Raw genomic sequence first — 13,763 nt, 5'->3', positions numbered from 1 at the left:
CCTGGGAATGACGCAGAGCCAGTTAGGGTGCCTGTCGTTTAATGATGGTGTAACGCTCATTCATCATTGTTAAACGTCACGTTGAGTGGGGCACCGTAATGTTGTCTTTCAGACCTGATTTTTATTGCACGCTTGTCGCTGGTCGGCAAGCGTTTTTTTTGCTTAAATTCAGTGAGTTAGTTGTGTTTATTCGGCGCGAAAAAAACCGGTGCGATGCACCGGCTGGCTGGTGATAGGGTGACCGCATGTTCCGGCTCAGGCATCCTGCTGCGGTTGCAGTGTCAGCATCAGGCCTTCACGCCGCATACGCGCGGCATCGTCATAACGCTTGAGCTTGTCAAACGCATCGGCGCACCAGGCGTAATCATAAGCATCCGGCCTGAGTGCCAGCGCCGCGCTGAATGACTCACTGGCCTGTTGCCATTCACCGTGCTTCATGAGTAGCTGGCCCAGCGTGCTGTGCAGCAGTGCATCATCACTGTGCTGTTTTAACCGTTGACGTAACAGCTTTTCCAGCGGTTCAGGCTGCCCGGCATCAAGGCGAGGGATCAGTTGTACCAGCCGAGGGTCGAATTGCTGTTTCAGTCCATTAATAATGGTGGTCTGAGCCGTTGCATGGTCATCGCACATAATCAGGTGTTCTGCCATAGCGACTTGCATGATGAGCGCTTGCCGTACCTTACGTGGTTGATTTTTCCACCATTGTTTTAAACCGCCGCTGCCGCCTTCGGCCATCGCCTGGTCCATCAGGCCCACGGTGGCACGTTGCTGCAATTCGTCCAGTTGGGCTTCGCTGTGCAGACGGAGTTTGCGCATTATCGGCAGAATATCGAGCAACGCACTGTAAGCATGGGTGCGTAAAAAAGCCTGTTCAGCCAGACGTAACACCTCGGGATGGCGAGGGGCGACTTCCAGCAGACGGTCAGCACCGTGGCGCGCCGCATGATCTTCATTACGGGCTAACTGAATGCGTACACGCGTAATATCAACGGGCAACGGATTACGATCGGCGATTTCCGCTGCCCGTTCCAGATACTGCCGGGTACGGAAGTCGTCACCGCGCTGTTGCGCCGCTTCTGCCGCCAGCAGATAGTTCACCACCGGTTGCTCCGCATGATCGGCATTGCGGGTGAGCAGTTTTTCCACTTGCAGATAGTCGCCTTCAGCCAGCTTGAGTAGCGCGGCTTTGGTTTGCTGGCGTGCCCGGCTACGTTTGCGCCCGATGAACCAGCCGCGGGTTCGCGCACCGGTACGGAACACGCGCCGTAGTAGCCATTCAAGTGCCAAAAACACCAGTAAAAACAAAACCAACATAATCACCAACCCGGTGACGCTGGTTTCAATATTGTAACTGTCGGTTTGAATCAGCACATAACCCTGGTGGCCTGCCAGCATCGGCCCGAGCACGATCCCGGCGATTAGCACCACAAATAACAGCAAGACTTTGAGCATGTTGATCAGCCCTCCTGTGGTTTGGCTGACGGTTGGGCCAGCAAGTTGCGAACCCGGGTTTGCATCAGTTTGTCTAATAGCGGCTGGCTTTGCAGCTCCGTGGGAATGTCCATGGATACGGTCTGCTGACTCAACGCATCGAGCTGTTCCAGAAAGGCTTTTGTGCTGGGGTCATTCTCATCAAAGTAGGCTCGTACCCAGGTGGCAGCCGTTTCCAGCGACTGGCGGTAGGTTTCATTTTGATGGCGAGGCACCGCTTGTGCGGCAATGAGCAGACGCGAGCGGATATTTTCACGCAGATACACGTCCTGATTGGGAGCCAGCAAGGGTTCGGCACTGTCATCGCGGCGGCGAATGGTGATGAAATCCGACAGGAAATTGTGCCAGCTTTTGCTCAGATTTTGCCGCCATTCACTGAGCGAAGCCGAGAGAGTGGCCTCGTTTTCCTCCATTGGCGCATCATCGGTGTTGTTATCTGCCAGCCGCAGGTTATCGACCTGATCCGCTAACTGATTGACCTTGAGAATAATGCCGTCAAAATCGATTTGACTGACGCCTGCCAGCGTACTGATATCGTGGGTGATAGCGCGGCGGACATCAAGCAGGCTTGGGTCGTTCATCTCCGCCAGGCTGGCATCGGCGCTTTTCAGTAACGCACCTGCGGTTGTCACGTCTTTGTCACTCCACAATTTACGCCCGGCCTGTTTAACCAGGAAGTCGGCTTGTGCCAGTAACCAGGTTTTGGCGTCACTGCTGGCAAGTGTTGCCAGTTTTTCCTGCATTTCCCCTGCCTGACGGCTGAGTGTCGCCAGCCGCTGTTCATCGGCACTGAGGGTTTTGGCTTGTTGCTCCAGCGTTTGTTGCCACTGCTGTTGCGACTGTGACTGCTGTTTTTGCAGCGCACTGAATTGCTCTTGCAGCCGCGTCAGTTCGCTGGTTTGGCGCACCAGTTGCTGATGGGTGTAATAGTAGAGACCACCGCCCAGTGCCAGTGACACCACGATGGCAACCGCACCCAGCACCATTCCATAGCGCCCGCCGCCGGGAGAGGCCGGTGACGTTGGCGGATGTGCGGGTTTAACCCGTTCGACCACCGTATCAGAGGAGGTTGAGGGGGTAATGTGTTCCGTCATATGGGTACATCCTATGATCAGGTAATGGTAATTGTTCGGGTTGCGGCGAGTGACGTTATGGTCAGTGAAATACCGGGGCAGGCAGGGTAATGCCAAACCATGTGTTATCTCATCTCGCCATGTGGCTGGTTATTATGCCGTTAATTAGTCGGGTTATCAGCCTGCAATGGTCACAAGGCGCTTCTTGTTGCAGGTCTTCGTTTGTTGCCGATAGCATCAGTGATGTGTTTGTAATGCGTGCATCAACGCATCGTTATCTGCATTATCGGCGATACAGATATCACGCCAGCCCAGCGCTTGAGCCTGCGTGGCCAGCCGTTCGCTCACCACTATCAGGCGACAGCCCGACAGCCAGGTCTGGCGATAATACTCTGGCACCAGTGTATAGAGTTGTTGCAGCATTTCGCCACTGGTGACAACCAGTGTATCCACGCCCAAATGCTGCCAGCGCCGACATTGCTCTGCGCCTTCATAAGGCACCGGGCTGCGTTGGTAACATTCACAATAACGTACCTGAGCCCCACGTTGTTGCAGCGTCTCGCCCAACAGTTCCCGCCCGCCGTTGCCCCTTAACAGTAGCGCCTGTTGCCCGGCAACCTGCTGTAATGCAGGGAGTTGTAACAGTGTTTCGCTGGTTGCGCGTTCTGGCGGATAGTGCACCGCCAGACCACTGACCGTATGCAATGCCAGCCCGGTGGCACGGCCGACGGCAAAATAGGTGAGTGATTTTGGCCAGGCCGTTCCGGTGCGAGTGAGCTCGGGGTCGGCGAACTCCACCACCTGCTGGGATAACGCGAAAACCAGTGAACCGGCAGGCAGGGCCTTTAGCCAGCCGGGGAGTTGTGATAATTCCCGGCCCGGCGAGAATTCGATTAAAGGACTATGGTAGGCCGACAGACCTGCCATGCGCAGACGGGCGACCAGTTGCTCACCGGCTGGAGAGGGACGAGTCACCAGAATGGTCATGACAGTGCTCCACCATAGACCGCCTGTAAAATGTCGCGAGCGCCGCGCTCAAGCAGCTCTTCTGCCAGGCTGATTCCCAACTGTTCGGCCTCCTGACGCAGGCCGTAACGCTGCGCATACAGGATCTGGCTGCCGTCCGGCGCGCCGACCAGCGCACGTAGCCATAACTGTTCACCCTGTAATTCGGCATAGCTGCCAATTGGCACCTGACAACCGCCTTCTAGCCGGGTGTTCATGGCGCGTTCAGCCTGTACCCGGGTTGCGGTGTCTGCATGATTTAGCGGTGCCAGCAGCGCACGGGTGCGGTCGTCATCAAGACGGCATTCCACGCCGACTGCGCCCTGACCAACCGCGGGCAATGACTGCTCCGGGCTAAGCGCACAACGAATGCGCGCTTCAAGGCCAAGGCGCTTGAGACCCGCAACGGCGAGAATAATGGCATCGTATTCGCCATTATCCAGCTTCGACAAGCGGGTGCCGACATTGCCGCGCAAATCGCGGATAACCAGGTCCGGGCGTCTGGCGCGCAGCTGGCACTGCCGACGCAGGCTGGAGGTGCCGACGCAGGCCCCCTGCGGCAGCGCTTCAAGGCTGGCATACTGGTTTGAGACAAACGCATCACGCGGGTCTTCACGTTCACAAATAGTGACTAACCCAAGCCCGGCGGGAAATTCCACCGGCACGTCTTTCATCGAATGTACGGCGATATCGGCACGATTTTCCAGCAGCGCCAGTTCCAGCTCTTTGACAAATAAGCCTTTACCGCCCACTTTTGCCAGCGGAGTATCGAGCAGTACGTCGCCTCGTGTGACCATCGGAACCAGTTCCACCCGTAATCCGGGGTGGCAGGCTTCCAATTGTTGTCTGACGAAGTGGGCCTGCCATAACGCCAGCGGGCTTTGTCGGGTGGCAATTCTCAGAGTCGTGTCTACCATGCTGATACCGTTTTGGTCCTTTTTCCATCGTACCATTTCTTTTCATCGTACCATTGAAGCCCTGAGCGTTGAAGGTAAGCCGGTGGAATCCCCCTGAAATGGGCAGGGGTAACGGCTGCGATAAATCGATGGTGGGGGGATGGCTGCCAGCGTAAAAAACGGCGATAATCTATACAGCGCTGAAGCATCATTAATCACCTCTAACTTTCTTTAGTTTCTTTACGCTCTTTCAGCAAGGTGTTAAATTGATCACGTTTCCAGCAATCATCGGCCCGCCATTCTTCCAATATCTACTCAGGGCTGGTTCGGAAATAATGGCTCTTTTATCGGCACTGGGATAAGCAGGCGAAACGTCTTGTACTTCTACATCGAGACCCTGAAGCAAAGACTGGATGCGATCAACCAACTGCGTGTGGATCGTGCTCTGGAAGCAATGAAACCGGCTTTTCAGCAGGTGTACAGTCTTTTGCCAGTATTATTACATCACCACCATCCTCTCATGCCCGGTTATCTGGAAGGCAAGGTGCCGCACGGCATTTGTCTTTTCTCACCGGACGAAAAACAACAACATTATCTTGATAGCGTCGAGCTGCGCTGGGGCGAACTTACCACGCCTGACCGTAAAGGCCAGTTGCCGATAACCGGCGTCTATTCTATGGGCAGTACCTCGTCGATTGGGCAGAGTTGCAGCTCGGATCTTGATATCTGGGTGTGTCATCAATCCTGGCTGGATGGCGAAGAGCGCCAGCGTTTACAGCAGAAATGTTCGTTGCTGGAAAAGTGGGCTGCCGGTCACGGCGTAGATGTCAGCTTTTTCCTGATGGATGAAAACCGTTTTCGTCACAATGAAAGCGGCAGTCTGGGGGGAGAGGATTGCGGCTCTACCCAGCATATTCTGTTGCTGGATGAGTTTTACCGTACTGCCGTGCGCATGGCGGGTAAACGTATTCTATGGAACATGGTGCCTGAGGAAGAAGAAGCGCATTACGATGAGTTCGTCTTGTCGCTCTATGCCCGTGGCGCAATCGCACCCAACGAGTGGCTCGATCTTGGCGGGCTTGGTGCCCTTTCGGCAGAAGAGTATTTCGGTGCCAGCCTGTGGCAGCTCTATAAAAGTATCGACTCGCCTTACAAGGCGGTGTTGAAAACCTTGTTGCTGGAAGCGTATTCATGGGAATACCCGAATACCCGCTTGCTCTCCAGCGAGATTAAATCCCGTTTGCACAATGGCGAGATAGTCTCATTTGGGCTTGACCCCTACTGCATGATGCTAGAGCGCGTCACCCATTATCTCAACGCCATTAATGATCCGACCCGGCTTGATCTGGTGCGGCGCTGTTTTTATCTTAAAGTCTGCGAAAAGCTTTCCCGCGAGCGAGCCTGCACCCAATGGCGTCGGCAAATTTTGACGCAGATGGTTGATGCGTGGGGATGGAGCCGCGAGCGGCTGGTGATGCTGGATAACCGGGCCAACTGGAAAATCGGGCAGGTGCGCGAGGCGCATAACGAGTTGCTGGATGCGATGATGCAAAGCTACCGTAACCTGATTCGTTTTGCGCGCCGTAATAACCTGAGCGTGAGCGCCAGCCCGCAGGATATCGGGGTGTTAACCCGCAAACTGTATGCTGCATTCGAAGCGCTGCCGGGTAAGGTGACGCTGGTGAACCCGCAGATCTCCCCCGATTTGTCCGAGCCGAATCTGACCTTTATTTACGTGCCAGCCGGGCGAGCCAATCGTTCCGGCTGGTACTTGTACAATCAGGCTCCGTCTATGGATGCCATTGTCAGCCATCAACCGCTGGAATATAACCGTTACCTCAACAAACTGGTGGCCTGGGCGTATTTCAACGGTTTGCTGGCCCCGGCAACCCGCTTGCACATCAAGGGTCACGAGTTGTGCGATATCGCAAAACTACAGGAACTGGTGTCAGACGTTTCCAGTCATTTCCCGCTGCGTGTGCCCGCACCGACACCGAAGGCGCTGTATAGCCCGTGTGAAATTCGGCATCTGGCGATTATCGTCAACCTGGAACATGACCCGACGGCGGTGTTCCGCAATCAGGTGGTTCATTTTGATTTCCGCCAGCTCGACGTATTTAGCTTCGGCCAGCAGCAGCAATGCCTGGTGGGGAGCATTGACTTGCTGTATCGCAATTCGTGGAACGAAGTGCGAACACTGCATTTCAGCGGTGAGCAGGCAATGCTGGAAGCACTGAAGACCATTCTTGGCAAGATGCATCAGGATGCAGCGTTGCCTGAATCGCTGGAAGTGCTCTGCTACAGCCAGCATCTGCGCGGTCTTATACGTACCCGGGTACAGCAATTGGTGTCGGAGTGCATTGAACTGCGCTTGTCGAGCACGCGTCAGGAGCCGGGGCGCTTTAAAGCGGTGAAAGTGGCGGGTGAAACCTGGGGTTTATTCTTTGAACGTCTTAGCGTGTCAGCGCAAAAGCTGGAAAACGCGGTGGAGTTCTACGGGGCGATTTCGAATAACAAACGTCAGGGGCTGCCTATTCAGGTAGAAACCAATCACATCCATCTGCCGCCGGTGGTGGATGGGGTTGCCAGCGAAGGGATTATTCAGTTCTTCTTTGAAGATCAGGCAGATAATAAAGGGTTCAATATCTATATTCTGGATGAGTCTAACCGTGTTGAGGTTTATCACCACTGTGAAGGCAGCAAAGAGGATCTGGTGCGTGATGTCAGCCGTTTCTATTCGTCCTCGCACGATCGTTTCACTTACGGCTCCAGCTTTATTAATTTCAACCTGCCGCAGTTTTATCAGATAGTACAGCTTGATGGCCGCACTCAGGTGATTCCGTTTCGCAGCAGCGCGTTATCGCATTTGTGTGTCACGCCTTCATCGGAAGAGAAAAGCCTGATTCTTAACCAACGCCTGCAAATGCAGTAACGCTGGTGCGCCAGTCACTGCCGGAGAACCCGGCAGTCAGCCTGATATTTTCGCGTCGTTACTCCGTCAATGATGCAAACCCGTTATTCAAAATGGACGGGTTCGCCGCTTTGCTCCGAGCAAGCCTCAGCCAGTAAGGCCATAAAATCCCGGCCACTGCGATCACACAGCCAGCGACCTTGCTGATGGTTAAAATGGTAGCCACCGCCCTTGGTTGCCAGCCACACCTGATGCATCGGCTCCTGACGGTTAACAACAATTTTGCTGCCGTTTTCAAAGCTGAGTGTCATCACGCCGCCATTGGTTTCATAATCAATGTCCGCATCACCCTCAAAGTGGTCCAGCGTTTCTTCTATCTTGAGCATCAGCGCGTCGGCCAATTGGTGAAACTCGCTATCGTTCATATTCGATTCCTATTGATTTTCAAGATCCACCTGCGATTATAGAGAGCATAGGTAGCTGAATAACAGGTTTTAACGACATGAAAACAATTTTTCGTCAGGGCGCACTGGCCATGCTGGTGTTGTCACTGGCTGGCTGTGGTTTGAAAGGCCCGCTGTATATGCCACCGGAGCAACCGGCACCGGTTAAAAAAACACAGCCACAACAGACCAAGGCCCCGCAAACTGCGCCTGTACGGTAAGCAACCGGTGTGTCAGGCAAGGTGATAAATAAATAGCGCGGGCAGCGGCAGGACGCCGCGCATGCCCGCTTAACGTAGCGGGGTCAGAAAATGCAGTTCACCAAAATGCACGGCCTGGGCAACGACTTTATGGTTGTTGATGCCGTCACCCAGAATATCTACTTTTCACCGGATTTGATTCGCCGGTTATCGGACAGGCACTGCGGTGTGGGGTTCGATCAGTTGTTGATAGTCGAGCCGCCTTACGATCCCGAGCTCGATTTTCACTACCGCATCTTCAATGCCGATGGCAGCGAAGTGGCGCAGTGTGGTAACGGTGCCCGGTGTTTTGCTAGTTTTGTGCGTCTCAAAGGCTTGACCAACAAACGTGAGATCCATGTCAGTACCCATAATGGCCGTATGGTACTGTCGGTCACAGAAGATGAATCTGTGCGGGTGAATATGGGCGAGCCCAATTTTGAGCCGCAGCAGGTGCCTTTTCGTGCCACAAAAGCGGAGAAAACCTACATCCTGCGTGCCGGTGAGCACACCGTGTTGTGCGGGGTTGTATCCATGGGGAACCCCCACTGCGTGATTCAGGTTGATGCGGTTGAGAGCGCACCGGTAGAGATACTCGGGCCGTTGCTGGAAAACCATGAGCGTTTTCCCGAACGCGCCAATGTGGGCTTTATGCAGGTGGTGAACCCCAACCAGATCCGGCTACGGGTGTTTGAACGTGGTGCCGGAGAAACGCAGGCCTGTGGCAGCGGTGCATGTGCGGCGGTTGCGGTGGGGATTCAGCAAGGGTTGCTGGCCGCCGATGTGAAAGTCAAACTGCCGGGCGGTGTACTGGATATTCACTGGGATGGCCCGGGTCATCCCCTGTTTATGACCGGCCCGACGACACACGTTTATGACGGATTTATTCATCTATGAAACGTCTGGAAGAGCAGGTTGAGCGTCAGGAACTGACTGACGATCAGGTGTTAGCGTATTTACATCGGCATCCTGACTTTTTCATTCATCATGCCCGAGAGGCACAAACGCTGCGGGTATCGCATCCGGTGCGCGGCTGTGTATCGCTGGTGGAGTGGCAACTGGCCCGCCAGCGCCAGCGTATTACCTATCTGGAAGAAGAAATTCACCTGTTGACGGAGCAGGCGAGCCGCAATGAGGCGTTGTTCAACCAGTTACTGCAACTTCAGTTGACGCTCTCAAGTGCCACTTCATTGCAGGATTTGCTTGACCAACTGAACCGCTGGGCACGTCAGCTTGGGCTGGCTGGCGCATCTATTCGCCTGTTTGTCGATCGCTGGCGCATTGGCGCACCGTCTGATTTTACCCATCTGGCCTTAAACCGGACGTTGTTTGAGCCGCTACGTATCCACCGCCTGGGCGATCGTGCGCACTATCTGGGTACGCTTAATGGCCCTGAGTTATTGTTCCTCATGCCGCAGGCGCGCCACGTCGGGTCAGTGGCGTTGTCGCTGCTGGGCAAACAGGGCGATTTAGGGCTGCTTATTTTCAGCAGCCGCGACAGCCATCATTATCAGGAAGGGATGGGCACAGACCTGCTCGCGCACCTGGCGACGTTGTTGCCGCTGTTGCTGGCGCGCTGGATTGAACGCCTATGAGTTGCGACGACGCCCTGATAACACCGGTTGATGCTTTCCTGCGTTATCTGCGGGTTGAGCGGCAGTTAAGCCCGCTGACCCAACGCAGCTACGCCCATCAGTTGCACACCATCACCACGATGCTGACCGCTTCCGGCGTGACGGACTGGCGGGCGCTGGACGCCGCCGTAGTGCGCTCGCTGGTGGCGCGCAGTAAACGTGACGGGCTGAATGCGGCAAGCCAGGCTCAGCGCCTGTCGGCGTTACGCAGCTTCCTTGACTGGCTGGTGGGGCGCGGTGAGCTTCAGGCGAATCCGGCGCGTGGGGTGGCGGCCCCCAAAGCCGGTCGTCACTTGCCGAAAAACATGGATGTGGATGAAATGAGTCGCCTGCTGGAGATAGAAAATCACGACCCGCTGGCCGTGCGTGACCGCGCCATGCTGGAGGTGATGTATGGTGCGGGCCTGCGTTTGGCTGAACTGGTCGGGCTTGATTGCGCCCACGTTAATCTCGACAGCGGCGAAGTGTGGGTGATGGGAAAAGGCAGCAAAGAGCGCAAACTGCCGATTGGCGCGACAGCCGTGACCTGGTTGCGTCACTGGCTGGCGATTCGTGATATTTATGCACCGGATGACGATGCGGTGTTTGTCTCAAGCCTTGGACGACGGATTTCGATGCGCAATGTGCAAAAGCGTTTTGCCGAATGGGGCGTGAAACAGGGGCTGAACAGCCATGTGCATCCGCATAAATTACGCCACTCGTTTGCCACGCATCTGCTGGAGTCCAGCGGCGATTTGCGCGCCGTACAGGAGTTGTTAGGCCATGCGAATCTGACGACCACCCAGATTTATACCCATCTGGATTTTCAACATCTGGCATCGGTGTACGATGCGGCACATCCCCGCGCCAAACGAGGTAAACCCTGATGTATTTTTATCGCCCGCTTGGCCGAATCGAGGCCATCACCTTCGATTTGGACGACACCCTGTATGATAATGCTGAGGTGATTCGGCGCACGGAAGTGGAGTCATTGCAATTTTTGCAGCGTTATCACCCCGGTTTACAGGCATTTACCAGCGAGAAATTACGTCAGTTACGCCAGCAGTTACTGGCACAAGATCCTGAAATTTATCACGATGTGACACGCTGGCGCTGGCAAGGCGTGCAACTGGCGATGCGTGAAGCGGGCCTGTCGGCGCAGGAGGCGAAAGAGGGAGCCGATGCGGCGATGGCGGAATTCGCCCGCTGGCGCAGCCGCATTGCGGTGCCGGAACAAACGCATGAGACGCTGCGCTTGCTGGCGCAGCGCTGGCCGCTGGTGGCGATTACCAACGGCAATGCCGACCCGCATGCCTGCGGCCTCGGTGAGTACTTCCGCTTTGTTTTACGTGCCGGGCCGGATGGCCGCGCGAAGCCGTATCATGATATGTACCATCTGGCGGCTGAACGCCTGAACATGCCGCTGCACAGCTTGCTGCATGTGGGGGATGATTTGACCACCGATGTGGCCGGTTCGCTGCGTTGTGGGATGCAAGCCTGTTGGATCAACACGCAAGGCGGCAACCTGATGCAGATTCATGATTCCCGTTTGCTGCCGCATGTCGAGATTTTCAGTTTGGCATCCCTGACCACGTTGCTATAATTCAGCGACTTTTACTGTATACAAAACCAGTGGAATTTGTCTCCGCTCCGGGGCCGGGTTCCCTTTTGACGGAAAACCAACGGCTATGGACGTATCTGACCTGCTTGACAGCCTGAACGATAAACAGCGTGATGCCGTAGCGGCGGCGCGCAGCAACATGCTGGTGCTGGCTGGTGCAGGCAGTGGCAAAACCCGCGTACTGGTGCATCGCATTGCCTGGTTGCTGACGGTGGAGAATTGTTCACCGTATTCGATTATGGCCGTGACATTTACCAATAAAGCTGCCGCCGAGATGCGCCACCGTATCGACCAGTTGATTGGCTCCAGTCAGGGCGGCATGTGGATAGGCACGTTCCACGGGCTGGCGCACCGCCTGTTGCGCGCGCACCATCTGGATGCCGGGCTGCCGCAGGACTTCCAGATCCTTGATAGTGAAGATCAGCTCCGGCTGCTGAAACGGCTTGTCAAAGCGCTGAATCTCGATGAGAAGCAGTGGCCGCCCCGGCAGGCGATGTGGTACATCAACGGCAAAAAGGATGAGGGGCTACGGCCTGCCAGCATTGAGAGCTATGGCAACCCGGTTGAGCAGACCTGGCTGCGCATTTATCAGGCGTATCAGGAGGCGTGCGATCGCGCCGGGCTGGTGGATTTTGCCGAACTGCTGCTGCGCGCCCATGAGCTGTGGCTCAACAAGCCGCACATCCTGCAACACTACCGCGATCGCTTTCACAACATTTTGGTGGACGAATTTCAGGACACCAACCGCATTCAGTATGCCTGGGTGCGCCTGCTGGCGGGCGACAGCGCCCGGGTGATGATAGTCGGCGATGACGACCAGTCGATTTACGGCTGGCGCGGGGCACAGGTAGAAAACATCCAGCACTTTCTGCGCGATTTCTCGCAGGTTACGACCATTCGGCTGGAGCAAAACTACCGCTCGACGGCCACTATCCTCAACGCGGCCAACGCGCTGATTGCTCATAATGGCGACAGGCTGGGCAAAAACCTGTGGACTGACGGCATCGACGGCGAGCCGATTTCGCTCTATTGCGCGTTTAACGAACTCGACGAAGCGCGCTTCGTGGTAAACCGGATTAAAGTCTGGCAGGAAACCGGCGGTGCGCTCAGTGAGTGCGCCATTCTCTATCGCAGCAACGCCCAGTCGCGTGTGCTGGAAGAGGCGTTGCTGCAACAAAGCCTGCCGTACCGGATTTATGGCGGCATGCGCTTTTTTGAGCGTCAGGAAATTAAAGATGCGTTGTCTTATCTGCGTCTGATGACGAACCGTAATGATGATGCCGCGTTCGAGCGGGTGGTCAATACGCCGACGCGCGGCATTGGCGATCGCACGCTGGATGTGGTGCGCCAGACAGCACGCGATCGCCAGTTGACGCTGTGGCAAGCCACGCGCACCTTGCTACAGGAAAAAGCGCTGGCCGGGCGCGCAGCGGCGGCGTTGCAACGTTTTCTGGAACTGGTGGATGCGCTCGCCAGCGATACGGCGGAATTGCCGCTGCATGTGCAAACCGACCGGGTGATCCGTGATTCCGGCTTGTGGAGTATGTACGAGCAGGAGAAAGGCGAAAAAGGCCAGACGCGGGTGGAAAACCTGGAAGAGCTGGTCACGGCGACCCGTCAATTCAGTTATCAGGACGACGATCAGGACTTACCGCCGCTACAGGCGTTTTTGTCCCACGCGGCGCTTGAGGCGGGCGAAGGCCAGGCTGATGCCTATCAGGATGCGGTGCAACTGATGACGCTGCACTCGGCCAAAGGGCTGGAGTTTCCGCAGGTCTTTATCGTCGGGATGGAAGAAGGCATGTTCCCAAGCCAGATGTCGCTGGATGAGGGCGGGCGTCTGGAAGAGGAGCGCCGTCTGGCGTATGTCGGGGTGACGCGCGCGATGCAAAAGCTGACGTTGACGTATGCCGAAAGTCGCCGCCTTTACGGCAAGGAAGTCTATCACCGCCCGTCGCGGTTTGTCGGTGAACTGCCGGTCGGGTGCGTCGAGGAAGTGCGCTTGCGTGCCAGCGTGTCGCGCCCGGTCAATCATCAGCGGTTGGGGACGCCGGTCAGCCAGAGCGACAGCGGCTATACACTGGGGCAGCGGGTGCGCCATGCCAAGTTCGGCGAGGGCACTATCGTTAACGTTGAAGGCAGTGGCGAACATTGCCGCATTCAGGTGGCGTTTGCCGGGCAGGGCATTAAATGGCTGGTGGCCGCCTATGCGCGTCTGGAGGCGGTATAACCGCTTGAATTGCTGTGCCTGACGTGGCGTTGCCACTGTTTACCTACTGTAACGGCTGGACACAGACTAATCATCTGTTTGTCTGTTGACAGCCTTTTTCATCTCGGCGTAACATGCGCCCATCATTATTCCCGGAGGACCCACGCCTTGGACACACCCAGTCGATACTGGCTCACTAACCTACTGATTAGGTTCCACTTCTAAGGCTATCTTCCCTCGTGCTGATAGCCTTAGTGGTTGT

General features: G+C 55.9%; 12 protein-coding genes. 7 read left to right on the top strand and 5 right to left on the bottom strand.

Annotation, left to right across the window (positions count from 1 at the left end; all coding sequences use genetic code 11):
- Nucleotides 1–255: 255 nt before the first annotated feature.
- The 4 genes from hemY to hemC form a co-directional block, all read right to left on the bottom strand.
- Nucleotides 256–1,452, bottom strand: a complete 1,197-nt coding sequence (gene hemY, locus DAQ1742_RS19095; protein WP_067487361.1) for a protoheme IX biogenesis protein HemY — start codon at nt 1,450–1,452, stop codon at nt 256–258.
- A gap of 5 nt (nt 1,453–1,457) precedes the next feature.
- Complete coding sequence (hemX, locus tag DAQ1742_RS19090) at nt 1,458–2,585, bottom strand: uroporphyrinogen-III C-methyltransferase (RefSeq protein ID WP_035344852.1); 1,128 nt, start codon at nt 2,583–2,585, stop codon at nt 1,458–1,460.
- A gap of 216 nt (nt 2,586–2,801) precedes the next feature.
- A complete protein-coding gene (gene hemD / locus DAQ1742_RS19085) occupies nt 2,802–3,551 on the bottom strand; it encodes a uroporphyrinogen-III synthase (protein WP_035344849.1) in 750 nt (249 codons plus the stop codon).
- The gene (gene hemC, locus DAQ1742_RS19080; protein ID WP_035346391.1) at nt 3,548–4,486 is read right to left on the bottom strand and encodes a hydroxymethylbilane synthase; all 939 of its coding nucleotides are present in this window, start codon (nt 4,484–4,486) and stop codon (nt 3,548–3,550) included. Before hemC ends, hemD begins: the two co-directional genes overlap by 4 nt.
- Nucleotides 4,487–4,841: 355 nt before the next feature.
- Between hemC and DAQ1742_RS19075 the strand changes: the two genes are divergently transcribed.
- Nucleotides 4,842–7,397, top strand: a complete 2,556-nt coding sequence (locus tag DAQ1742_RS19075) for a class I adenylate cyclase (protein ID WP_035344846.1) — start codon at nt 4,842–4,844, stop codon at nt 7,395–7,397.
- A gap of 83 nt (nt 7,398–7,480) precedes the next feature.
- Here DAQ1742_RS19075 and cyaY read toward each other — a convergent pair whose 3' ends face one another.
- The gene (cyaY, locus tag DAQ1742_RS19070) at nt 7,481–7,801 is read right to left on the bottom strand and encodes an iron donor protein CyaY (protein WP_035344843.1); all 321 of its coding nucleotides are present in this window, start codon (nt 7,799–7,801) and stop codon (nt 7,481–7,483) included.
- 77 nt (nt 7,802–7,878) lie between these two features.
- Here cyaY and lptM point away from each other — a divergent pair, with 77 nt between their 5' ends.
- The 6 genes from lptM to uvrD all read left to right on the top strand — a co-directional run bounded on the left by lptM (nt 7,879) and on the right by uvrD (nt 13,522).
- On the top strand, nt 7,879–8,040 hold the full coding sequence (gene lptM, locus DAQ1742_RS19065; RefSeq protein WP_304412290.1) for an LPS translocon maturation chaperone LptM: 162 nt from the start codon (nt 7,879–7,881) through the stop codon (nt 8,038–8,040).
- A gap of 90 nt (nt 8,041–8,130) precedes the next feature.
- A complete protein-coding gene (gene dapF, locus DAQ1742_RS19060; protein ID WP_035344837.1) occupies nt 8,131–8,955 on the top strand; it encodes a diaminopimelate epimerase in 825 nt (274 codons plus the stop codon).
- Complete coding sequence (locus DAQ1742_RS19055; RefSeq protein ID WP_035344834.1) at nt 8,952–9,653, top strand: DUF484 domain-containing protein; 702 nt, start codon at nt 8,952–8,954, stop codon at nt 9,651–9,653. The genes dapF and DAQ1742_RS19055 overlap by 4 nt, the downstream gene beginning before the upstream one ends.
- Nucleotides 9,650–10,558, top strand: coding sequence for a tyrosine recombinase XerC (gene xerC / locus DAQ1742_RS19050; RefSeq protein WP_035344831.1), 909 nt, complete (start codon nt 9,650–9,652; stop codon nt 10,556–10,558). The genes DAQ1742_RS19055 and xerC overlap by 4 nt, the downstream gene beginning before the upstream one ends.
- Entirely contained in the window at nt 10,558–11,274 is a 717-nt protein-coding gene (gene yigB / locus DAQ1742_RS19045; RefSeq protein ID WP_035344829.1) for a 5-amino-6-(5-phospho-D-ribitylamino)uracil phosphatase YigB, read from the top strand. Before xerC ends, yigB begins: the two co-directional genes overlap by 1 nt.
- Nucleotides 11,275–11,359: 85 nt before the next feature.
- Nucleotides 11,360–13,522, top strand: coding sequence for a DNA helicase II (gene uvrD, locus DAQ1742_RS19040; protein WP_035344825.1), 2,163 nt, complete (start codon nt 11,360–11,362; stop codon nt 13,520–13,522).
- Nucleotides 13,523–13,763: the final 241 nt, after the last annotated feature.

This window comes from Dickeya aquatica, assembly GCF_900095885.1.
Lineage (GTDB): Bacteria > Pseudomonadota > Gammaproteobacteria > Enterobacterales > Enterobacteriaceae > Dickeya > Dickeya aquatica.
The sequence above is the reverse complement of the archived record's forward strand: the minus strand, read 5'-3'. Positions and strand labels throughout refer to the sequence as shown.

Bases quoted from the DNA above. Each gene is read 5' to 3' on its own strand.
- hemY (WP_067487361.1), bottom strand. From the start codon at position 1,452: ATGCTCAAAGTCTTGCTGTTATTTGTGGTGCTAATCGCCGGGATCGTG.
- hemX (WP_035344852.1), bottom strand. From the start codon at position 2,585: ATGACGGAACACATTACCCCCTCAACCTCCTCTGATACGGTGGTCGAA.
- hemD (WP_035344849.1), bottom strand. From the start codon at position 3,551: ATGACCATTCTGGTGACTCGTCCCTCTCCAGCCGGTGAGCAACTGGTC.
- hemC (WP_035346391.1), bottom strand. From the start codon at position 4,486: ATGGTAGACACGACTCTGAGAATTGCCACCCGACAAAGCCCGCTGGCG.
- cyaY (WP_035344843.1), bottom strand. From the start codon at position 7,801: ATGAACGATAGCGAGTTTCACCAATTGGCCGACGCGCTGATGCTCAAG.
- lptM (WP_304412290.1), top strand. From the start codon at position 7,879: ATGAAAACAATTTTTCGTCAGGGCGCACTGGCCATGCTGGTGTTGTCA.
- dapF (WP_035344837.1), top strand. From the start codon at position 8,131: ATGCAGTTCACCAAAATGCACGGCCTGGGCAACGACTTTATGGTTGTT.
- DAQ1742_RS19055 (WP_035344834.1), top strand. From the start codon at position 8,952: ATGAAACGTCTGGAAGAGCAGGTTGAGCGTCAGGAACTGACTGACGAT.
- xerC (WP_035344831.1), top strand. From the start codon at position 9,650: ATGAGTTGCGACGACGCCCTGATAACACCGGTTGATGCTTTCCTGCGT.
- yigB (WP_035344829.1), top strand. From the start codon at position 10,558: ATGTATTTTTATCGCCCGCTTGGCCGAATCGAGGCCATCACCTTCGAT.
- uvrD (WP_035344825.1), top strand. From the start codon at position 11,360: ATGGACGTATCTGACCTGCTTGACAGCCTGAACGATAAACAGCGTGAT.